Annotated in this window: 15 protein-coding genes and 1 pseudogene; 2 read left to right on the forward strand and 14 right to left on the reverse strand. The window is 59.3% G+C overall.

The annotated features are described in order from the left end of the window. Nucleotides 1-11: 11 nt before the first annotated feature. Nucleotides 12-1,901 carry a sigma-54-dependent Fis family transcriptional regulator gene (locus D6877_RS05585; RefSeq protein ID WP_130910118.1) on the reverse strand — a complete coding sequence of 630 codons (1,890 nt, stop codon included), beginning with the start codon at nucleotides 1,899-1,901 and terminating at the stop codon, nucleotides 12-14. A 246-nt stretch (nucleotides 1,902-2,147) separates the two neighbouring features. Between D6877_RS05585 and D6877_RS05590 the strand changes: the two genes are divergently transcribed. Together D6877_RS05590 and D6877_RS05595 are read left to right on the forward strand one after the other, a co-directional pair. Then, entirely contained in the window at nucleotides 2,148-3,971 is a 1,824-nt protein-coding gene (locus D6877_RS05590) for an NAD(P)/FAD-dependent oxidoreductase (RefSeq protein WP_130910119.1), read from the forward strand. A 114-nt stretch (nucleotides 3,972-4,085) separates the two neighbouring features. Then, a complete protein-coding gene (locus tag D6877_RS05595; protein WP_130910120.1) occupies nucleotides 4,086-5,090 on the forward strand; it encodes an NAD(P)-dependent oxidoreductase in 1,005 nt (334 codons plus the stop codon). A 21-nt stretch (nucleotides 5,091-5,111) separates the two neighbouring features. Here the strand turns inward: D6877_RS05595 and D6877_RS05600 are convergent, their stop codons facing one another. The 13 genes and pseudogenes from D6877_RS05600 to D6877_RS05660 form a co-directional block, all read right to left on the reverse strand. Beyond that, entirely contained in the window at nucleotides 5,112-6,221 is a 1,110-nt protein-coding gene (locus D6877_RS05600) for an NAD(P)/FAD-dependent oxidoreductase (RefSeq protein WP_130910121.1), read from the reverse strand. After that, entirely contained in the window at nucleotides 6,218-7,321 is a 1,104-nt protein-coding gene (locus tag D6877_RS05605) for a DegT/DnrJ/EryC1/StrS family aminotransferase (protein WP_130910146.1), read from the reverse strand. Before D6877_RS05605 ends, D6877_RS05600 begins: the two co-directional genes overlap by 4 nt. Continuing rightward, nucleotides 7,305-8,567 (reverse strand): MFS transporter, encoded by a 1,263-nt coding sequence (locus D6877_RS05610; RefSeq protein ID WP_347233399.1) that lies wholly within the window; start codon nucleotides 8,565-8,567, stop codon nucleotides 7,305-7,307. The genes D6877_RS05605 and D6877_RS05610 overlap by 17 nt, the downstream gene beginning before the upstream one ends. After that, nucleotides 8,543-10,807: a glycoside hydrolase family 65 protein gene (locus tag D6877_RS29555; protein ID WP_206662973.1), complete on the reverse strand. Its 2,265-nt coding sequence runs from the start codon at nucleotides 10,805-10,807 to the stop codon at nucleotides 8,543-8,545. The genes D6877_RS05610 and D6877_RS29555 overlap by 25 nt, the downstream gene beginning before the upstream one ends. After that, nucleotides 10,801-12,513 carry an NAD-dependent epimerase/dehydratase family protein gene (locus D6877_RS05620; RefSeq protein ID WP_130910123.1) on the reverse strand — a complete coding sequence of 571 codons (1,713 nt, stop codon included), beginning with the start codon at nucleotides 12,511-12,513 and terminating at the stop codon, nucleotides 10,801-10,803. Before D6877_RS05620 ends, D6877_RS29555 begins: the two co-directional genes overlap by 7 nt. A 13-nt stretch (nucleotides 12,514-12,526) precedes the next feature. Beyond that, nucleotides 12,527-13,009 (reverse strand): adenylyltransferase/cytidyltransferase family protein, encoded by a 483-nt coding sequence (locus D6877_RS05625; protein ID WP_039758830.1) that lies wholly within the window; start codon nucleotides 13,007-13,009, stop codon nucleotides 12,527-12,529. 6 nt (nucleotides 13,010-13,015) lie between these two features. Then, nucleotides 13,016-13,519 carry a GNAT family N-acetyltransferase gene (locus tag D6877_RS05630; protein WP_039758832.1) on the reverse strand — a complete coding sequence of 168 codons (504 nt, stop codon included), beginning with the start codon at nucleotides 13,517-13,519 and terminating at the stop codon, nucleotides 13,016-13,018. Then, nucleotides 13,509-14,906 (reverse strand): aminotransferase class III-fold pyridoxal phosphate-dependent enzyme, encoded by a 1,398-nt coding sequence (locus tag D6877_RS05635; protein WP_130910124.1) that lies wholly within the window; start codon nucleotides 14,904-14,906, stop codon nucleotides 13,509-13,511. Before D6877_RS05635 ends, D6877_RS05630 begins: the two co-directional genes overlap by 11 nt. A gap of 438 nt (nucleotides 14,907-15,344) precedes the next feature. After that, nucleotides 15,345-18,434 (reverse strand): efflux RND transporter permease subunit, encoded by a 3,090-nt coding sequence (locus D6877_RS05640; RefSeq protein ID WP_130910125.1) that lies wholly within the window; start codon nucleotides 18,432-18,434, stop codon nucleotides 15,345-15,347. Continuing rightward, nucleotides 18,431-19,540: an efflux RND transporter periplasmic adaptor subunit gene (locus D6877_RS05645; RefSeq protein WP_130910126.1), complete on the reverse strand. Its 1,110-nt coding sequence runs from the start codon at nucleotides 19,538-19,540 to the stop codon at nucleotides 18,431-18,433. The genes D6877_RS05640 and D6877_RS05645 overlap by 4 nt, the downstream gene beginning before the upstream one ends. Nucleotides 19,541-19,640: 100 nt before the next feature. Continuing rightward, nucleotides 19,641-19,806, reverse strand: a pseudogene (locus D6877_RS29815) (transporter); the annotation flags it as partial. A 144-nt stretch (nucleotides 19,807-19,950) separates the two neighbouring features. Then, nucleotides 19,951-20,577: a TetR/AcrR family transcriptional regulator gene (locus D6877_RS05655; RefSeq protein WP_130910127.1), complete on the reverse strand. Its 627-nt coding sequence runs from the start codon at nucleotides 20,575-20,577 to the stop codon at nucleotides 19,951-19,953. Nucleotides 20,578-20,711: 134 nt separating this feature from the next. Beyond that, nucleotides 20,712-22,034 (reverse strand): APC family permease, encoded by a 1,323-nt coding sequence (locus tag D6877_RS05660; RefSeq protein ID WP_137213372.1) that lies wholly within the window; start codon nucleotides 22,032-22,034, stop codon nucleotides 20,712-20,714. Between the last annotated feature and the right edge of the window lie 166 nt (nucleotides 22,035-22,200).

Genomic DNA, 22,200 nt, shown 5'->3' on the forward strand with positions numbered 1-22,200 from the left:
CGCAATTGTCTTCAACCAGGTCGATTGATCCCGTACTGACGAAGCTTGCGATACAGCGTATTGCGGCTGATCCCCAGACGACGGGCAACACGCGCGACATGCCAGTGTTCAGCTTCAATCAAGCTGAGCAGAGTTTGCCGTTCGGATACGCCCAGTGGATCGTCAACAGGTTGGTCATCACTTGCGGGCAGTAACTCGTGCACGTCCTCCAGCGTGACCCGGCCGTCCACCGCCAACGCCACCAGCGTACGCAAACAGGTGCGCAGTTGCCGGACGTTGCCCGGCCAGGGCTGAGCCAGCAAGTGTTGTCGAACTCCCGCTTCCAGCCGCACATTCGCACCCGCCGCTTCTTCGCGCAGCAGCAGGTCGAGCAGACGGCCCTTGTCGGAACGCTCGCGCAGCGGTGGCAGTTCCACGGCGAAACCGCCAACGCGATAGAACAGGTCCTCGCGCAGGCGTCCGTCGGCCACGCAGGCTGGCAGATTCTGGTGACTGGCGCTGATCAGGCGTACATCAAGCGGTCGCGGCGTTGCGCTGCCCAGCGGCACAACCTGGCGCTCTTCGAGCACGCGCAGCAGACGGGTCTGTAGCGCGAGGGGCATGTCGCCGATTTCGTCGAGAAACAGAATGCCGCCATGGGCCTGCTCAAGCTTGCCGACCATGCCATCCTTGCGCGCGCCGGTGAAGCTGCCGCCGCGATAGCCGAACAGCTCGCTTTCAATCAGCGTCTCGGGGATCGCCGCGCAGTTGATCGCGACAAACGGCTGGCCGGCGCGCGAGCTGGCGCGATGCAGCGCTGCCGCAAAGGCCTCCTTGCCGGTGCCGGTTTCACCCTGCAGAAACACCGGCACGTCACGCTCCAGTACACGCAACGCGCGAGCGAATCCGCGTTGCAGGCGCGGGTCTTCCAGGCACACGCGCTCATCCTTGATTGGCGGGACAGGCGCAAGGGTCAATGGCGCGGAGCGGATCGGTTCGCGCAACTGGCCGTAGAACAGGCGTCCATCTATCAACCGCATCGGCCAGCAGACGTGCGCCTGGGCACTGGCCTGATTGAGCAACTGCTCCATCGGCGTTTCCAGCAGCATAGTCAACGACTGCCCGACCATCTGCCCGCGGCTCAGGCCCAACAGATCCAGCGCCGCCGCATTCACCGAACAGATCCGCGCACTCTCGTCGAAGCTGAGCAGGCCTTCACCCAGCAGCCCGACAAACCCGGCATCCGGATGAAACCGCAGCAAATAGCGTTGCGGATCGTGGCCGAGGAAAAAACAGCTCTCGATCAACCTGGCCGACAGATTGGTCAGGGCCATGGCCTTGAAGCGTTGCTCAAGGCTGCTTTCCTCGCGCACGGAGGACAGGTTGAGCACCGCGAGCAACTCACCGCTGGCGTCGAATATCGGGCTGGCCGAACAGGTCAGGCCGACGTGCTGGCCACGAAAATGCTCGTCGCGGCGAATGGTCACGTGCTGGCGCTCGACCAGGCAGGTGCCGACACCGTTGGTGCCCTCGTGCTCCTCGCTCCAGACCGAGCCGAGCCACAGCCCGGAGCGCTGGAACTCGCCGCGTTCGGCTTCGTTGAACACGCTGTCGATTGCCACGCCGCGTGCATCGGTGAGCAGCACGACATGGCCGTCACGTCCCAGTTGCTGGTGCAGGCTGTTCATCTGCCAGTGCGCCACGGAAATGATGTGTTCCAGCGGCGCACGGTGTTCGCGCAAACGCGCCTGTTCGAGCACATCCGGCGCGCGGCGGCTGGCCGGATCGAGCTGGTATTGATCCAGGCAACGCCGCCACGAACGGGTGATCGCCAGGTCTGCCGCCGCGCTGTGGCTGGCAACAGAGCCCTGCACCGCTTGCAGTACCTGGCGCGCGTGGGCGCTGATCGAGGCCGGTTTCATTGTTGTTGTTCTCCGCTTCGGTGAAGACACGGGTGTGTCCGCAGCTTAGATGAAAAGCTCGTTGCGGGGGAATTTCGCGCCGAGTGACACAGTGTCATCCGCGATTCTCGAATTTGTGACATGTCGCTTGCGCCAAGCCTTGTCGGCCTTTGCATCAAACGCTCTGGCCCGCGTCTTTCAAGGAGATGGCCCAAGCCTTGCTCTGACGCCATGGCTTACCAAAACAACAAGATCGGGAGTGGCCCCATGAACATCGCTATTGAAACCCCTTTGCAATCGCCAACAGCGCAACTTGCGGCCTGGGTCGAACGCCTCGGCGAACGTCTGGCGCAACGAGATGTGGACGGCACGCTGGAGCTGTTTGCCGAAGAATGTCACTGGCGTGACTTGCTGCTGTTCAGCTGGAACCTCGTCACCCTGGAAGGCAAACCGGCGATTCGCGACATGCTGGAAACACGCCTTGAGCAGACCCGGCCCGAACGCTGGCAACTCGAAGGTGAAGCCACGCTCACCGATGGCGTGCTTGAAGGCTGGATGAGTCTGGAAACCGACACTGCGCGCGGCAAAGGCTACGTGCGCCTGAAGGACGGTTTGTGCTGGACGCTGCTGACCACCATGCGCGAACTCAAGGGTTACGAAGAACCCAGCGGCCGCCGCCGGCCCATGGGGGCGAGCCACGGCCATGCCCACGCTGACAAGCGCAACTGGCTGGAGCGCCGCCGCGATGAAGAAGCGGCGCTGGGCATCACCACGCAACCGTACTGCCTGATCGTCGGCGGCGGTCAGGGCGGGCTCGGCCTCGGCGCAAGGCTCAAACGCATGGGCGTACCGACGCTGATCATCGACAAAGCCGAACGCCCCGGCGATCAATGGCGCGGCCGCTACAAGTCTTTGTGCCTGCACGACCCGGTCTGGTACGACCACATGCCCTACCTGCCCTTCCCCGACCACTGGCCGGTGTTCACCCCGAAAGACCAGATCGGCGACTGGCTGGAGATGTACACCAAAGTCATGGAACTCAACTACTGGCCGCGCACTGAATGCCTCGGCGCTACGTTCGATGAACAGACTGATCGCTGGACCGTGGAGGTCCTGCGCAACGGCGAGCCCGTCACCCTGCAACCGACGCAACTGATCCTCGCCACCGGCATGTCTGGCGTACCGAATGTGCCGGTGTATCCAGGCGCCGAAGACTTCCAGGGCCAGCAACATCACTCCAGCCGTCACCCCGGCGGCGATGCGTGGAAAGGCAAGCGCGCAGTGGTCATCGGCGCGAACAATTCAGCCCACGACATCTGCGCCGATCTGGTGGAAAACGGCACCGAGGTGACCATGGTGCAACGTTCGAGCACGCACATCGTGCGTTCGGACAGCCTGATGGAACTGGTTTTCGGCGGGCTTTATTCCGAAGAGGCGCTCGAGTCGGGTCTGACCACGGACAAGGCCGATCTGCTGTTCGCATCGATTCCGTACAAGGTAATGCCACAGTTTCATCGGCCGATCTTCGACGCGATCAAGGAGCGCGACAAGGACTTCTATGAACGCCTGAGCCGGGCGGGTTTCATGCTCGATTTCGGCGACGATGAATCGGGTTTGTTCATGAAATACGTACGCCGTGGCTCGGGTTACTACATCGACGTCGGCGCCTCGGAACTGATCGCCAACGGCACCATCAAGCTCAAGAGCGCGCCGGGCCTCGGCGTCGAACGCATCGAAGCGGACGCGGTGGTGCTCACCGATGGCAGCCGCCTGCCGGCCGATCTCATCGTTTATGCGACAGGTTATGGCTCGATGAACGGCTGGGCCGCGAAGCTGATTTCCCAGCAAGTCGCCGACAAGGTCGGGCGCTGCTGGGGCCTAGGTTCCGGCACCACCAACGACCCCGGCCCGTATGAAGGTGAACTGCGCAACATGTGGAAGCCGACCCAGCAGCAGAATCTCTGGTTTCACGGCGGCAACCTGCATCAGTCACGGCACTATTCGCTGTATCTGGCGTTGCAGTTGAAAGCCCGTTTCGAAGGCCTCGACACCGATGTTTATCGCCTTGCAGAGCGGCATCATCTGGGCTGACTCCTCCAGTGGTCGTTCGTCGGTGCGCAGGCCAGGCGCACCGGCGAACTGGAAAGTGCGTGCTAGGGTGTCTGGCCCAAGCACGTTTCAATCCAGGAAAAATGAGGAGGATTCATGCCACTTCATCCCATTCTGTTCATGGGCGGCTCCGGCGCCATCGGCCATCAGACGGCTCTCGCATTGCGCGCGGCGCATCCCGATGTTCCCTTGCTGATCGGCGGGCGCGATCTCGCCAAGGCTGAGCAAACCGCCGCGCAAATCGGCAATGCCCAAGGTGTGGCCATCGACGCTCACGCAGAAGACCTCGGGCTGGGTGATCGCCCGGTCAGCGCCATCGCCCTGTTCTACATGGACCACGCCCTCGCCGGGCTGCGCTTTGCGCAAAAGCGCAAGGTGCCGCACTTGAGCATCTCTTCCGGCGTGTTCGAAATCGCCCCGCAAATCGCCAGTTTCATTTACTCGCCCGACGCGTCGCCCATTGTCCTCGGCTACGAATGGATGGTCGGCGCCACCACGGTAGCGACGCTGCACATCGCCCAGGCATTCGCCCGCGTGCACGACATCCGCATTCATGCACTGGTCGACGAACAGGACGGCGGCGGCCCGACCGTAGCCGTCGATTTCGAACACCTGAACAAAATGCTGCCCGCCGCGCTGACCCGCCGTGACGGCGAATTCATCTGGCGTGAAGGCGACGACGCCAAGGTCAGCTTCCGCGCCGTCGACGGCACAATCATGCAGGGCGCCGGTTTTTCTTCCATCGACGTGACAGGCCTGGCCGCCGCCACCGACGCGCCGAACGTCGAGTTCAACCTTGCCAGCGGCATCAGCTCGACCCGGCGTCAGGGCCAGCCGATGTCGACGGAAATACTCATCGAACTTGAAGGCACGGATCACGATGGCCAGCCATTGCGCACCCGCCACGCCGTGGTTCACCGCGCAGGTGCAGCGGCGTTGACCGGGCTCAGTGTGGCCATGTTGCTGGAGCGGCTGGTTGGGCTGGATGGGCAAGCGCCGGTAAGGCCGGGGCTGTATTTTCCGTATCAATTGCTGGAGGCGCAGGTGTTTTTGCAGCGGTTGGAAAAGGAAGATGGCGAGCTGATCGAATTGGACGTGTGACCCCCTCTGGACAAAGGCTGGTCAATTTTGCCCGAGCGCCTGTACGACACGCTCCGCGATGGCGAGACAGCTCGTCAATCCTGGAGATTCGATGCCGAACAGATTAACCAGCCCCGGCACTCCATGCGCCGATGGGCCACTGATGACAAAGTCCGCCGCCGGTTCGTGTACGGCGTTGATTTTCGGGCGGATGCCGCTATAGGCCGGTTCCAGGCTGCCATCGGGCAGGCCGGGCCAATAGCGGCGAATCGCCTGATAGAAACCTTCGGCCCGCTGAGGATCCACACGGTAATCAACCTGATCGATCCACTCGACATCCGGTCCGAAACGCGCCTGCCCCCCCAGGTCAAGCGTCATGTGCACGCCAAGACCCGCGGCTTCGGGCGCGGGATAGATGAGATGGCGAAAAGGTATCCGACCGCTGAAGCTGAAGTAGCTGCCTTTGCACAACCTGGCCAACGGGACGTATCGTGAAGACAGACCGACAATGTGACCCGCAAGCTGGGGCGCAGACAAGCCCGCACAGTTGATCAGTTCGCCACAGCTGACGTTCATGGGTTGCGCACCGCCGATCTGCAACTCAAAACCCTGCGGGCGACGACAGGCCGATTCGAACGGCGTGTTAAAGGCAAACGAGGTGCCCGCCGCCTCGGCGTCTGCCTGCAAGGCAAGCATCAAGGCATGGGAGTCGACAATTGCGGTAGAGGGCGACCAGAGTGCCGCGATACATGACAACTCAGGCTCCAGTTCCAGCGCCTGCCGGGCGCTGAGCAGTTGCAGGTCGTTGACCCCATTGCGCCGTCCCTGCTGCCATAACCGCTGCAATGCCCCGCACTGCGCCTCATCGGTTGCGACAACAAGCTTGCCCAGAGGTTGGCGCGCTACTGCGTGCGCTTCGCAAAAGGCATACAGGCGATGCCTGCCGTCGACGCACATTTGCGCCTTGAGGCTGCCAGTGGGGTAGTAGATGCCGGCGTGAATGACTTCTGAATTGCGCGAGCTCATGCCCGTGCCAATGCGTTCAGCCGCCTCCACCACAATCACTTCACGGCCGCTCAAGGCCAGGGCCCGGGCGACAGCCAGCCCGAGCACTCCGGCGCCAATCACGACACATTCGATATCGACGCTCACCACCTCACCGCGCGTTCAAATTGCTTGATCAGCGTGACGACCTTTTCCACATCGCCATCCGACAAATGATGGTGGCAAGGAAGTGTGATCATTTGCCGGGACAGGCGTTCGGTTGTGGGCAACGCAATGCGCGGCTGACTGCTCAACCATGCCTTCTGCCAATGAATGGGCACCGGATAATGAATGGCCGCTTGCACATCGTGCTCTGCCAGATAAGCCTGCAACTCGTCACGATGCGTGGATTGCACGACATAGTGATAGTAGGCATTTCCCGGTTTGCCGCGCCCCAGGTCAGTGCCCGTGCGGGTTGTCGAGAGGACGTCATCATAGAACGCGGCAATTTCCACGCGTCGCTTCAGCCACTGATCCAGATACTGCGCTTTGATGTTGAGTGCTGCTGCCTGCAACGAGTCGAGTCTGGAGTTGATGCCGAACCGGATCGATTCGTTACGGTTTTCCAGGCCGTGATTGCGTGCAATCCGCGCGTATTCGGCAATTCCCGGATCGCGAGTCACCAGCATCCCACCGTCACCCAGACCACCGAGCGTCTTCAACGGATGCATGGAAAACGCTGACGCATCAGCGCGAGTGCCGACTTGCCGGTCATCGATCGTAGTGCCGATCGCCTGAGCGCAATCCTCGATCACGGCAACCCCGCGCGAGCGGCACAGGTCGATGATGGGGTCGATATCCAGAGGGCGTCCGCGCAGATAGACAGGAATCACGGCTTTGGTCCGATCAGTCACAAGTGGCGCAATCGTCTCGACGCTCAGGAGTTCATCGTCACCCACATCTGCCAGGATCGGCCGGGCACCAACAGCAACAATGGCTCCGACAGTGGCAACAAAGGTATTGGCGCAGGTGATCACCTCGTCACCGGGGCCGATATCGAGCGCGCGCAATGCCAGAAACAGCGCATCCGTGCCTGAATTGAGGGCAACGGCGTGCGCGCCGCCACAACGATCCGACATCCATGACTCGAACGCCAGAACCTGATCGCCGAGAATGAACTCGCCCGATTGCAACAGCTCCCGCCAGCGTTCAAAGATCTCGCCACAGAGATCCTGGGCCTGTTCCTGTACGTTATTGCACTTGATCATTACGCGCACTCCCTGGCATGAACATGATGGACGTCAGGACGATCAGCAGAGTGCCAACCGCGCTGATGACGGCGGTCAACGCAAGCGTCTGGGAATAGCCGATCATCCCGCCGACTACGCCGCTGCCCAGATAAATGAACGGGTGCACACCGCTGGTGACAAAGGTATCCACCGCCACGACTTTGCCCAGATCCTTTTCGGGCGACAGTGTTTGCATGGCGGTTGCCCAGCCGGTGAGCCAGGACGCTTCGACGATACCGACGAACGTCGCCCCCAGAACCGCCATCCATGCCGCCGTTCCCAGCCCGAGTAACGCCATCGCTCCGGCCAGGAACAACCCGCATACCACAGCAAGGCCCACCAGGCGTTCGTGCCCCGAGGCCAGCACGGTGACAACCGATCCGAGACAAGCGCCGAACCCTGATGCTGCCAGGCAATATCCCCACATTTCTTCGCTGAAACGAAGACTGATCGCGTAGGGTGCAACGACCAGAAAAATCGGAAAACACAGCACGTTCACCACCAGCGTCGCCGCAAACCCCAGCAGCAGCGTGGCGTTACGGCTGACCACGGTGATGCCCTTGAACGCCTCGCGCAGGGAGAACTCTTCTTCGGATTCATGACGGCCGACATTCGGTAACTGAGCGGTGTAAATCGCCGCGCCGAAGAAGGTCAAGCCATCGATCAGTATCCCCCAGACCGGATCCCACAAGATGATGAACACGCCCAACGTCGCCGGAAACAGAATGGCGACCAGGTTATCGAGGAAGTTCATCGCGCCGTTGCCCGCGACCAGCGCCTTTTTGGGTAACAGGCTGACCAGCAGCACCTGCGCGCAGGGCCGAGAAACGCCGATGCCGATGCCGAAGATCAGATAGGCCAGCACCAGCCAGCCCCAAGGCGCACCGGTCAGAAGCAGTGCGACGGCCGCAAGCTGCGCCATGCCTCGGGCCGTATCGGTGTAGATGAGCACCTGTCGAGGCGACTTGCGATCCGCCAGCATCCCTCCGGCCAGAGCACCGATGACGGTCCCTACCCCGACTGCGGCCATGATGAAGCCAAACACATCACCACCAAAACCGTGGCGGATCAGCGCTATCGGCAGCGCCGCCAGACAGATGGCGTCGCCGGCCATCGACAGGCCCTGGCCGATCAGCAACTTGCGAAAAGGCAAGACTCGCAGCGCATCGTTATAGGGGGACAAGCGTTCTTTGATAGAAATCATCGGTGCCCCTCCTTGAGGCATATATATCCATCCTGGCCACGTTCGGTTGGCAACTGCCGGCCGCCCTCGCGGATTTCCAGCTCATCGTCTCCGATTACGCAAATGCGCAGACGGCGGCCCCGAAACTCAAGGGTGAAGTGGTAGGCATCCCAATCGGCGGGCAACCTCGGGCGGAAGGCCAGTTGGTCCGCAATGAGATCAAGTCCTGCCAGCCCTTCCACCAAGCCCTGCCAGGCTCCGGCATAGGCGGAAAGATGCAGGCCATTGCTGTAGTCGTCGAGCGGGGTGAAATCCAGGTTGTAGCGGCTGGCCCGAGCAATGAAATCGGCACTGATCGACGTCTTGCCCAAGTGCGCGGCGACAACCGCGTGCGGGCCGTAGCTCAATGACGATTCATGCACCGTACGCGGTTCATAATATTGGAACGCTGCGCGTTTCACGTCCGTTGAAAAATCTTCTGGGAACATCGACATCAACAACACGATGTCCGCCTGTTTGACCACCTGCGACGCGAAATTCTGCAGATTCTCTGCGCTCTCCCGTTCGGCCTCGCCCGCAAACTGCGGCCCACGCTTTTTGTCGGAACGCAGCTGCGTGTCAGGTAAGGCGGCATAACCCTCGAACTCTTCAGGAATGACCACGCCACCCACAGTGATCCAGGGCAGAAAGACGTTATCGGCTATCGATTGCCAGCGCCTGGACTGGCCCTCGGGCAATCCCGGAAACCCCGGCCGGTCGCACAGGGAAAGCGCTGACCGGAGACACCAGCGCAGCATGTAATTGGTAAAAAAGCTGTTGTCCACATGATAGTGGTATTCGTCCGGCCCCATGACCGATTCAACGACATACGCCTGACGACTCTCGGACCACTTGAACACGGACGCGGCGAAACGGGCGCACTCAAGCAGCATTTCAAAGCCGCGAGAGATCATGAACGCATCGTCACCGGTGACCTTCCAGTATTTGTTCACGGCATAGCAAACGTCTGCCGAAATGTGGAGCACCTCATGGACACTCCACTCTCGTCGAATGTCCTGTTCGGGATACGCCAGCACATAATGGGGACCATTTTCCCGCCCTCGATCATTGGCTGCTTCCGGAAAACGCGCTCCCTCATAGCCACTGGCCCGAGCAAACTCCCGCGCTTGTTCCAGACAGTGGTAGCGATAGTCAATCAACGCCCTGGCGACACCGGGTTCGTTCCAGATCCAGAACATGCACTTGTGCAGTTCGGTATCGAAAAACGTCGCTCCGGAGTGATACGTACTGGTCAGGCCGCGCGCCGGCGAGAGCGTTCCCCGCTCGGGGGGTGCGACTCCCACGCCGTGCTGCAGCAATTGAAACATCGCGTATTTGATGCCCAGATCGGTACGTCTCTGCGCGGTTTGAACAGTGACGTCATGCTCGCTCCAGATCCTGCTCCATCGGTCAAGATGGCTGCTCTGGATATGGGTCACATCGAAGTCGCCAGAAAGCGCGTCGGGCATACTGTGCTCGCCATCGATTGCAACCCGCCAATGCGTGGCGATGCGATGCTGCAGCACCGAGTTGAAATCCATGGTGACGGAAGCAATACAACCCTGCAGGCCGTGTCGCCAGCAAACAACGGAACTCGCCGCTGAACCGGACTGTTCGACACGTACGTCGTAGCGCAGCCGATACTCTGCGGCATCGACATCCACAGTGAAGGCCGTTCGATCGACAACACTTTGCCCAAAACGGTAATGTCGGGCGGTCAGCCAGTCACTGGTGCCCAGGTATTCATTCTCGGCACTGCCATCCACGCCGTAATCCAGTCGCAATCGGTGCGCACCGGTCGGCTCGCCCAGTCGAGTCAGACTGATGCGGGTCGACACGGCGCTGTCATCAGGGGCATCAATGAACTGATCAATCGTCAGCTCATAACGGACGCCCCGCAGTTGGAACAGCTCGCGGCTGCTGACTGTCGCCTGATCCATTGCCAACACCACCGCCGGTCCATCGCCTGATGGCTCGAGAGGTTCGCCCGTGTCCACATCGTAGAGGCGCAGGACTGCCGGCGCTGGCAAAGAAATGATCTCCCGCGAAACGCCGACCCCGGGTGCATAGACCCCCGCGCAGAGCAGTTGCGTTCGCCGTGTGCGCGGCGAGGCACTGGGCACATGCGGGCGCACGCCGATCAAGGGATTGGCCAGCATTGCCACGCAGGCTGCGAAGGACGATGTCCGCGGCTCGATACCGACGATATCCTCGCACTCCTCTCCATAAGCGATGGTCAGCACGACGTGTCCCCAGACGGCTGGAACGACCAGTCTTTGTGCAGCATGTTGCGCACATTGTGATAGCGGGTGTCGGACAACACATCGTCACTGTCGTTGAAGTTCCCGGATTGCCATTGCTCGCAGATTTCCACGATGGCATCCCTGATCGAATAGATGAACTCGAAACCCAGTGTCTCCTGCACCCGTCGCGAATCCAGACGGTAAGACCGAACATCATCGCTGCGGGTAGTGGTGATCGGCACGTTGACGAGGAAATAGCGATCGACAACCTGTTTCACCTGATCGGCTATCTCGGTCACCGTGTGGTTTTCGTAGCCGACGTTGATTGCGGTTCCGCAGACTTCGTCCAGCGATTCGCGCTCCACGAGCATCGTATACAGCCGGGTCAGATCGCCGATATGCACATTGGGGCGGTATTGACTGCCGCCGAACACGGTAATTTCACCGCGCGCCAGCGCACTGGCGGTAAGGATATTGACGGTCAGATCCAGGCGCTGGCGAGGCGACCAGCCGCACACGGTAGCGGCTCGAACCGCGACGGTTTCAAAGGATGCATCAGTGAGCCCGAACAGTATTTTTTCGCCGTCAGCCTTGAAGCGGTTGTAGTCGGTGATGGGCACGCAGGGTTGGCGCTCATCGACAAATGGTTCTGTATTGACGCCGTAGACACTGGCTGAGGATGCATAGATAAAGCGCCGGCAGCCAAGGCGCTTTGCACTGCTCATGAGATGCGGCAGACAATCGATATTGATGGACTGGCCGAGTTCGGGTGCCGAATTGAAACTGGGATCATTGGCCACTGCGGCAAGATGGACAACGGTGTGCATCCCCCGAAGCGACTGCTCGACGAGCAGCGGATCGCGAATATCGCCCTTTATGAATTCCAGTGCCGGATGGTTCATCACGCCCTCCAGGCCGTTGCCGAAATAAAGCGCATCCAGTACCCGGACCCGGTAACCGGCAGCCAGCAGTTTTGGTACCAGACGCGAGCCAATGTAGCCCGCACCGCCTGTAACGAGAACAGCGGATTGATTATTCATGGTCCTTCCTTGGGATGGGTTTGCCAGGGGGTATTCATCAAGCGATGACAGTATTGATGCCTGTGGATGAGCAGCCTTGGGCTCAAGAGCATGCCGGCGGATCTGCCAGGCGTGGAGCCCCAGGCCACAGGCCAGATCCGTTGCATAGGGACTGTCGTCAATCAGCTCGACATCCTGCGGATCGCGGCTTCCGACCAGTTGTTGAATCAGCGCTTCGCGGCTCTGACCGGGCGCCTGTCGGGTAATCGATAACCTTGATTCTTGCCGCAGACTGGAGCGCTCGATAGCCGCCTCGAACAATTGCGGCGCATTCAGAGACGCCGTATAAAACATCACTGGCTGTGCGGCTTGTGCAATACGTTCCAGCAATCGCTTTGCGTCCTCGAACAGCTCAGTGCCTTGGGAGAGCTGTAGAAATTCCTTTTGTTTGTGCTGCGCCAGTTCGTCTGCGCTGAGCGAGGCGGTCATTTCAGCACCGATGTCATCGGTGATCAGCGCCAGCAATCGTGAAGCGCCTTCCATGCGAGGACGTCCGGCAATGTGGTCAATGTATTCGCGCTGAGTCAGTTGTTTGCCGGCAAGTCTGTGAGCGACGTTGCTCCACGCTTGAAAATGCGGCGTGTCGATCATTGTTCCGTCGAGGTCAATCAGCAAAAGTTCCGACATGATTGCTTACCTGTCATCTGTGCGTGGACATGACGAGCCGGGCGATTCTGGACGTCGAGTCGAATATCTTGTCGTCCGTCAAGATCATTCGCCCCCCTGCGCTTTCAACCAGTGCGCGCTCCGCCTGAAGTCTCACGTCTGACCCGTCACTGTAATCCGCACCCTTGAAATAGAGGTTGGGACGTAGCGTCTTGATCATCAATTCAGCAGTGGGTGTGTGATTTACGATGACATGATCGCAATAGCGAATAGAGGCAAGAAACTCTGCGCGTTTTTGATCGGGGAATACCGGCCGGTCCGCTCCTTTATTGACATATGGGTCGGCGGTAACTGACACGAACAATCGATCCACCATTGTTCTGGCACGTTGCAAATGATAAAGGTGCCCAGGATGCACAATGTCGAAACAGCCGTGACAAAGACCGATAGTCAAACCTTTTTCGCGGCAATAAACCGCCTCATCCTGCAGTGCAGTGATGTCACTTAAAACGCCCATGATGATTCATTCCTTTGAGATAAGAGATTTAGCCATGATGTTCAGGTGTTCAAGTTCTCCCCAGTAATCGGGAAGCTGCCCGACGATTTGAAAACCATTGCGTAAATGAAAACGGTAGGCTGCACGTTCTTTGTCAATATTTCCTATATCCAGACATAACCATGTCTTTTCATTTGCCAGAGCGTACTTTTCAATTTCGTCATATAACAACGAAGCCACCCCGTATCGACGGTATTGGCTATCAACAATCAACCAGTCTGCCCACAGGACATACTTCGAGGGGATCGGACCTGCGGCGCAGCCCATCGTCCCGATCACCCGTCCGTCTACTGTGGCGACAAATCGCCCCCCCTCAAATTGAGGATTGGCAAGTTCATTGGCAAATTGCTGACCCGCAGACTCGGTAAGATCCTCGCCAGAGGCAATCTGGGCGACCAACCCCAGAACAGCTTCCATGTCAGCCTTTGCAAATCGCCGCAGGCGAATCTTCGTAACAGGTTCATTTGGCATGGTACTGAACCCTCTTGAGTGCCGAATCCAGCCGCTCACAGGCGTCCGCCAACATTTCAGTCGTATGCGATGCACTCAGGGTGACAGGCTCTGGGCAATAACTGAGGGGCATCAAAAAGCCATACAAGTTGTACTCACGGGATAGCAGGGCGAACAACTTCTGGGCAAAGTCGATCGGGTAGAAATGCTCTATCTCTCTCATGGTTCGAGGACGTTCGGAGGTTCCGATGTGGACGCCGATTCGACCGCCGTACCCATCGATATGACAGGGTATGTGGTGTTTATCGAAAACGTCCCTAAGCCCGGCCTTCAAGCGCGATTCCAGCGCGGCGATGTGCCGGTGCACCGTTCCATCCTGCAAATGCTCGATGGCGGCAAGCGCGGCGGACACGGACAGGTATCGCCCCGTATTGGTCCCGCTGACCTGAACAGGACCGCGTGGTGCGATTACGTCCATGTATTCGGCTTTACCGGCAATACCCGCGATCGGCATGCCGCAGCCGAACGCCTTGCCGAAGGCGGCGATGTCGGGTACGACACCGAAGTCCTTTTGCGCACCACCAATGTTTGCGCGGAAACCGGTGAGCACTTCATCGAAGATCAGCAGCGCACCCTTACGGCTGGTCAGCGCACGCACATTTTGCAGAAAACCTTCATCCGGTCTAATGCATCCGATATTCAATGCAACAGGTTCCAGGATCACCCCTGCCACATCGTCCTTGTATTTTTCAAAAGCGTTTTCCAGCGCTTCCAGATCATTCCATGAAACCGAAACCGTCAAGTTGCCGAATTCGTCAGGAATTCCCACAGTGCCCGATAAACGTTCCAGTTCTCTTCCCGCCAATAACGCGCCAGAGCGCGGTGAAGAGTCCACGTTCCAGGTCAAAGAGTCATTAAGCCCATGAAAATGCCCTTCGAACTTGATGATGATGCGTCGACCGGTAACGGCACGGGCGATACGCGTCGCATACATGGTCGCTTCCAGTCCGGAGTTGACCAGCCGCAACTTTTCGGCGCAGGGAACGACCGCACAGAACCGCTCACTCAACAGACGATGTTCATCGGTCTCATACTGCTGAAGAAAGCCCCGCTCCAGTGCCTTGAGAATAGAGTTTTTGATGACCGGACTATCGTGCCCCAACAGGCAGGATCCCCAGCCCATAATATAATCATCGCGCCATTCGCCCGATGACAGCTGAACCCGCGCGCCGGCGGTATTCTGCAAATTTATCGGCCCGACTACCGACAAGTGATTCCATCCCGACAGCACATTGCCGACTCGTGTTTCCTTTAAACAATCCATGACGACTGACTCTCCCTTTAAAAAGTTTAGAGCGAACAAAGTCCAATACCCAGGCAAATGAAATTCGCCATGGCGTTCAAACAAGATTCAATCGTGCGATACGCAATAACGCACAAAGCAGCGCAGCAAGTTGGAGAAAAAACTAGCCCCGCCATCTACGCTGCGTCAATTTAAAAAATAAATGACCAGCTAACAGCTTGTTTGCCAATGAAAACTGTTTTTCTTAAGAGAAAGTCGCGCAAAACATCAGGCGCATTATTTCAAACAGATATAAATGAATTTTCGCACTTATATTTCAGCAAGTTAGCCACAGCAAAACGCATTCTTTCAATGATGGGAAAATCTGATCCGCAAAATTCGCAAACAACTGTGATGCTTATTAATCACATCCTGTATAAGCGGCGGACCTGGTTAATTACGAGGGTCAACTCCGCACACTTGAAAATCTCCAATAGCCAAGAGAGAGGGTTAGTCGCGGATAGCAAAAGGCCCGTCATTGACGGGCCTCTTTCAAACTTGACCTTATACCGAACGCGAGGGTTGAACCTGCCCCCTGTTTTCAGGCCGAATCCTGAACCAGATCGCATACATCGCCGGCAGAAACACCAGCGTGATGATGGTGCCAACAAACGTGCCGCCGATTAGCGTGTACGCCAGCGTACCCCAGAACACCGAGTGGGTCAGCGGAATGAACGCGAGAATCGCCGCCAGCGCGGTCAACAATACCGGCCGCGCCCGTTGCACTGTCGCTTCAACCACGGCATGGAACGGTGCCAGCCCTTCCTGCTCATTGTGATGAATCTGCCCGATCAAAATCAGCGTGTTGCGCATCAGAATCCCCGACAGCGCGATCAACCCGACCAGCGCATTGATACCGAATGGCTGGTTGAAGATCAGCAGCGTCGGCACCACACCGACCAGGCCTAACGGCGAGGTCAGGAATACCATGATCATCGCTGAGATCGAGCGTACCTGGACGATGATGATGAGCAGCGTCATGGCGATCATGATCGGCAGCAACGGCAGAATCGCTTTGCCGGCCTTGCCGGATTCTTCGATGGCGCCCGCCTGTTCAATCCGGTAGCCGGAAGGCAGGTTTTCGATGATCGGCTGCAACTGCTGGATGATCGCGCCGGAAACGTCCGGTGGCTGCAAACCTTCGGCGATGTCGCCACGGACGGTGATGGTCGGCGTGCGATCGCGGCGGCGCAGGATCGGGTCTTCCATGCGCACTTCGACCTGGCCGATCTGCGACAGCGGGATGCGCTGCCCCGCCGCACCGACCAGGGTGAAGCCTTCGATCTGTGCCGGGTCCAGGCGGATATTGCCCGCCGCACGGCCAACGACCTGCACGGAACGGATGTCTTCGCGCACAGCCGTGATCGGCACGCCGCTGAGCAGAAACTGCAACTGCTGGGCGACTGCGCTGGACGTCAGCCCCACCGCCTGCAAGCGGTCCTGATTTAGATTGAAATGCAACGTCGGCGTCAGCGGCCCCCAGTCAGTGTTGACGGTTCTCATCATCGGGCTGTTCTGCATCACCGCCCTGACCTGCTCGGCGATGTCGCGCAATTTCGCCGGATCAGGCCCCATCACCCGGTAGGCCACCGGAAATGGCGAATACGGGCCGAATACGATCTGCGTCGCCCGAACGCGCGCCTCTGGAGCAAGCCCTTCGGCGACCGCTTCGCGCAAACGCAACTTGAGGGTTTCGCGAGCGTCCTGGTTGTCGGTCAGCACGACGATTTTGGCGAAGGATGGGTCCGGCAACTCCGGCGCCATGGCCAGGAAAAACCGTGGCGCACCCTGGCCGATATAGGCGGTGACGATTTTTGCTTCATCCTGCTTGTGCAGCCAGGCTTCGACTTTGGCCGCCGCAGCGCTGGTCTGCTCGATGGACGTGCCGTAGGGCATCTGCACTTCGATCATCACTTCGGGGCGGTCCGAGGTCGGAAAGAACTGCTTCTTCACCAGCCCCATGCCCGGAATCGCAACGGCAAACAGCGCGACCACCGCACCGGCCACCAGCCATTTGCGCGTGATCACCCATGCCAGAACACGCCGGAAACGGTTGTAGCGCGGCGTGTCGTAGATTGCCGCGTGCCCGCCTTCGACTTTCTTGATATCCGGCAACAGATTCACGCCCAGGTACGGCGTAAAAGCCACGGCGACAACCCACGAAGCAATGAGCGCGATGCCGACAATCCAGAACATGTTGCTGGTGTATTCGCCTGCCGTTGATTGCGCGAAGCCGTTGGGCAAAAAGCCAATCGCCGTCACCAGCGTACCGGCCAGCATTGGCGCTGCCGTGTGGCTCCAGGCATAAGCGGAGGCCTTGATGCGGTCGTAGCCCTCCTCCATCTTCACTACCATCATTTCAATGGCAATGATCGCGTCATCGACCAGCAAGCCGAGCGCCAGAATCAGCGAGCCCAAGGTGATCCGGTCAAAGTTCTTGCCAGTGGCCGCCATCACCACAAACACGATCGCCAGGGTCAACGGCACCGCCGCTGCAACGACCACGCCGACGCGCCAGCCCATGCTGAGAAAGCACACCAGCATGACTACCAGCAGCGCGACAAAGAACTTGACCATGAACTCGCCGACGGCCGAGTCGATATTCACCGCCTGATCGGTGACTTTCGACAGCGTCATGCCCAACGGCATTTCCCCGTTGATCCTGACTGTCTCGGCATCCAGCGCCTTGCCCAGATCGAGACCGTTCCAGCCCTCGCGCATGATCACGCCGAGCAATAACGCTTCTTCGCCGTCGTTGCGCACCAGAAAGGTTGCCGGGTCTTCGTAGCCGCGCTCGACCGTGGCCACGTCAGACAGCTTGAGTGTTCGGCCCTGAGCGACAACAGGCGTGTCACGGATTTTCTGCAGCGTGTCGAACGCGCCATCGACGCGCAGAAAAACCTCCGGCCCTTTGGTTTCGACCGACCCGGCGGGGCTCAGCACGTTTTGATTGTTCAGCGCGGCGAAGATGTCCTGCGGCGACAAGCCCAGCGTCGCCAGCCGATCATGGGAAAACGAAACGAATATCCGCTCGGCCTGCTCGCCGATGATGTTGACCTTTTTCACCCCCGGCACGTGCAACAGGCGCTGGCGTAACGTCTCCGCATCGCGTACCAGCAAGCGCTGCGGCTCGCCCTTGGCTTTCAAGGCGAACAGCGCGAAGGTCACGTCGGAGAACTCGTCGTTGACCATCGGCCCGATGACACCCGCCGGCAGCTTGATTGCTTCGTCGTCGAGCTTTTTCCGTGCCTGATAAAACTCTTCCTGCACCTGCGATGGCGGTGTGCTGTCGAGCAACGAAACCATGGTGAATGCCAGTCCCGGACGCGTGTAGGTTTCCGAGCGGTCGTACCACTTCAATTCCTGCAAACGTTTTTCGAGGGGTTCGGCGACCTGATCCTGCATCTCTTGCGCGGTCGCTCCCGGCCACGCGGCGATGACGGTCAGCTGCTTGACCGTGAACGGCGGATCTTCCGCCCGGCCCAATTTGAAGAACGACAGGACGCCAGCAACGGCGATGAGAAAAATCAGAAACACCGTGATCGCACGTTGGCGCACGGCGATAGCGGAAAGGTTGAACCGGCCCTCGCTCATGGACGACTCCCGGCAATCTGGCCATCGTCGTGGGCAAGCAAGCGCACTTCTTCGCCATCGCGCAGCAGATGCGCGCCCAGCGCAACAATCGGTTCACCGACGTTGAGCTGGCCAGCGACACGGGCCGAATCATCGCTCAAGCCCAGCACCTCGACCGGGCGCCAGCTCACTGTCGCCGGTGTGCCGGCGATGACCCACACGCCGGGGCCTTTGCCCGGGTTATAGATCGCGGCGACGGGCACTTTCAGCGCCTGATCTGGCGAAGAACCCTGGGCAATTTCGACGGTGACCGTCGAGCCGATTGGCGCATTGGCCAAACTGCCTTCGAGCACATAGCGCGCCTCAAAAGTACGAGTTGTGCTGTCAGCCGAATCGGAAAGCAGACGCAATTTTGCGCTCACGGCAGCCGACGTATCGCCATACAGTTTTGCCTGAGCGGTTGAGCCCGGCGCGGGGCGCAAGGTCTCGGGCAGATGGACGATGGCCTCCCGCTGACCGGCCCGCGCCAGCCGCACCACCGGTTGTCCCGGGCTGACGACTTGCCCCGGCTCGGCGAGGGTTTCCACTACCACGCCATCAGCGTCCGCCACCAGAACCGCGTAGCCCGAGGCGTTGCGCGCTACGTCCGCTTGCGCCACAGCAGCATTGAGCTGCGCCCTGGCGGTGTCAGCGGCGGCTTTGAACTGATCGTAGGCCGATGCCGAAATAGCGCCGGCGGCGACAAGTTTGCGATTGCGCGCTTCGTCACCGGCAGTCTGTATGGCTCGGGCGCGAGCGGCGCTCACCGCTTCTTGCTGGGCTCGCGCCTGCAGGCCGAGGTCGATCGGGTCGAGGCGCATCAGTGGCTGGCCGCGCTTGACCGTCTGGCCGGTATCAACCAGACGCTCGAGCACCTTGCCCGAAACGCGAAAGCCCAGATCGCCCTGGGTGCGCGCAGCGACGACGCCGGTGAATGATCGAGATCCATTTTCTGCCAGTTGCACCGCCGCCGATCTGACAATCGGCGCCAAGGTACGTGGATCTTTTGCGCTGGAGGAATCCCCGCACGCCGTCAGGGCCAAGGGCAACAAACATACCGCGAGGGGGAAAGGTCGGAGCCGGCGCATGGAATTCCTTCACTGAAAATAGGATGATCATCATATTCTCAGTCTTGTGACCAATGTCGTCAACAGTCACAGAGTCATCGGCCCGATTTTCAGCGCTGAATCAGAAGCGATAGCTGACAGAAGTACCGAGCCCGCTGGCGCTGTTCTTGTATTTCGCGCTGTACGAACCCTTGCCCGCCGAGGTGTCGTTGATCTCGACGCTGAATACGCGGCCCGCGATTGGTGTTGTTCGCGGGAGGCTGATCAACCGAGAACCCAGTAAGCAGCACTGAAATAACCAAACTGCGGCGGCCATGTTGCCCTAGTGACCATACCAGTCAAGAGTCACAAACAGAACAGCGGAAATGTAGTTGCGTCAGGAACAGGATGGGGTTGGGGCAACTGATCCGAGTATTCGGATCAGCAGAGGGTCAAGGCATCAAGCTGCGCAAGATGAGGTTCGAAGTCAGCGTGGGCGCCACTTCGATGAAATCGAGGTTGTGTTGCAGCATCAGTGGATTGACGAAGGGTCGAAGCGCCAAATGGATCGATTCGACGGTTTCATCCAGCGGCGTCCTGCGCTCGAACTCACCGGCCTCGCGCCCTTCACGGACAATGTCGGTGATGAAACGCTTGATCTGCGCATCGTAACGCTGCGCACTCGGCCAGTTCTCACCCGCTGCAAACGCGGCAATGTCGTAGAGCTTGCGGTCGTTGAAGAACAGGTTCACACCCGTAGCGATCACGGTTTTTACCAGTCGGCGGAAACGCTCGGTGGGCGTCAGGTCTTCTTCGTTGATCGCTTGCTCGACCGCCGCAACGATCTGCCCTAGACAGTTCGCGCAGATGGCTTCGCCAATCGCCTGTTTGGAGTCGAAGAATTTGTAGATGTACGCCTTGGAGAAACCGATGGCCTTGGCCAGATCGGACACCGTGGTTTTGGCATAGCCGTACTGGCTGAAATGCTCGTTGGCCGCCGCGACAATCTGATCACGAATGTCGTGATCAACGGGACCACGCGGGCCGGGGAAGGATGGGGAAATTGAGGACTGATTCATATCGGCAGCTTACTCACCCGCCCGCCGACTGACAACGTGTGACTCATTCTGAAAAACACCACCCATCCACTGTGGGAGCGAGCCTGCTCGCGAATACGCCCGCCCAAACAACACCAATTCCCCAAGCTGCTGCACTACCCGGCCTTACTGATCGCAGAAAAATTGATACGAGAAAAGCCATGCAGCAACATCCCGACAATGATCAGCGCCCCCGCCCGCAACCACGTCTCCCACCCCTGCTGACTGAGCAGCACCAGACACGACACGATCGCAAGCACCGGGACAAAGGTCGGCACGCGAAAATGGTCCTCCTCTACCCTGTCACGACGAAGAACCAGCACCGCCACATTGGTACTCAGAAAAACGAACAGCAACAGCAACACCACCGTCTCTGCCAGCGTTGCCAGCGTGCCTGTGAGTGTCAGGGCAATAGCGACCAAGGTCGTTGCGACAATGGCAGCCCACGGAGTTTTTCGTTCAGGCAGCACCGCACCCAAAACACCCGGCAACAGCCCCAGATTCGCCATGCCATAGGTCAATCGGCTGGCCATGATCATGGTTAACAACGCACCGTTGGCCACAGCGATCAGCGCAATAAAAGAGAACAGCGCCGGCGGGATTGCGAGGGTCGATGCGCGGACAACTTCGAGCAAAGGCGCCGACGTTGCCACCAACTTCTCGGTAGGCAACACCGAAGAAGCTGCCACGCCAACCGCCATGTAAACCACGCCAGCGGTGAGCAAAGCCGCGAACAAGGCACGCGGGTAGACCTTGCGCACGTCTTTGATTTCCTCCGCAAGATTGGCCGAGGTTTCGAAGCCTACGAAGGAATAGAACGCCAACAATGCCGCCCCCAGCACCGCCAGCACGGGACTGACGCCCGGTTTGAACGTGAGCGTCCGCCCCAGGTCCGCATCGCCTGTGCGGAAATACCAGACCGCAGCCACGATCACCAGAATCAACCCGGACAGTTCAATCACGGTCATCACCAGGTTTGCCCCAAGCGACTCCTTGATCCCCCGCGCGTTGAGCAGGCCGATAGCCAGAAGAAACACCAGGGCGGCAATCTGCGGCGATACGTCGACGAAGGCGTTGAGGTAATCACCGGCAAACGCCAGCGACAAACCCGCAGCGCTGGTGACCGCAGCCGCCAGCATGCAGAAACCGACGAGGAAGGAAATGAGCGGCGACTTGAACGCCTTTTCCGCGAACACCGAAGCCGCGCCGGCGTGGGGATATTTGGTCACCAGCTCCGCGTAGGAACCTGCCGTCAACATGGCGAAGAACAACGCGATCAGTAGCGGCACCCAAATCGCGCCGCCCACCTCCCCCGCGATCGTTCCGGCGAGTGCGTAAACACCCGCGCCGAGTACATCGCCGAGAATAAACAGAAACAGCATCGGGAAAGTGATTGCCCGGCGCAGAGCAGGTTTATGAGTGGGAGCCGTCACGGTCATTCCTTGGTTCGGGTGTGGAGGAGCTGGAGGGTTGTCACCTCAAACAATGGAAATGGCGCCGAAAGCAAAGTTCAAAATCTGTGACGGCCCGATTGGCACGACGCTATAAACATTGCCAACTCGACACCTGTGGGAGCGAGCCTGCTCGCGAAGACCCCAGCCCGAT

It is taken from the genome of Pseudomonas sp. Sample_9 (assembly GCF_004307535.1).
Lineage (GTDB): Bacteria > Pseudomonadota > Gammaproteobacteria > Pseudomonadales > Pseudomonadaceae > Aquipseudomonas > Aquipseudomonas mercuritolerans.

Coding starts and splice junctions, on each gene's coding strand:
- D6877_RS05610 (WP_347233399.1), bottom strand. CDS start 8,567: ATGCCTCAAGGAGGGGCACCGATGATTTCTATCAAAGAACGCTTGTCC.
- D6877_RS05585 (WP_130910118.1), bottom strand. CDS start 1,901: ATGAAACCGGCCTCGATCAGCGCCCACGCGCGCCAGGTACTGCAAGCG.
- D6877_RS05595 (WP_130910120.1), top strand. CDS start 4,086: ATGCCACTTCATCCCATTCTGTTCATGGGCGGCTCCGGCGCCATCGGC.
- D6877_RS05625 (WP_039758830.1), bottom strand. CDS start 13,009: ATGGGCGTTTTAAGTGACATCACTGCACTGCAGGATGAGGCGGTTTAT.
- D6877_RS05640 (WP_130910125.1), bottom strand. CDS start 18,434: ATGAGCGAGGGCCGGTTCAACCTTTCCGCTATCGCCGTGCGCCAACGT.
- D6877_RS05660 (WP_137213372.1), bottom strand. CDS start 22,034: ATGACCGTGACGGCTCCCACTCATAAACCTGCTCTGCGCCGGGCAATC.
- D6877_RS05605 (WP_130910146.1), bottom strand. CDS start 7,321: ATGATCAAGTGCAATAACGTACAGGAACAGGCCCAGGATCTCTGTGGC.
- D6877_RS05620 (WP_130910123.1), bottom strand. CDS start 12,513: ATGTCGGAACTTTTGCTGATTGACCTCGACGGAACAATGATCGACACG.
- D6877_RS05630 (WP_039758832.1), bottom strand. CDS start 13,519: ATGCCAAATGAACCTGTTACGAAGATTCGCCTGCGGCGATTTGCAAAG.
- D6877_RS05655 (WP_130910127.1), bottom strand. CDS start 20,577: ATGAATCAGTCCTCAATTTCCCCATCCTTCCCCGGCCCGCGTGGTCCC.
- D6877_RS05590 (WP_130910119.1), top strand. CDS start 2,148: ATGAACATCGCTATTGAAACCCCTTTGCAATCGCCAACAGCGCAACTT.
- D6877_RS05645 (WP_130910126.1), bottom strand. CDS start 19,540: ATGCGCCGGCTCCGACCTTTCCCCCTCGCGGTATGTTTGTTGCCCTTG.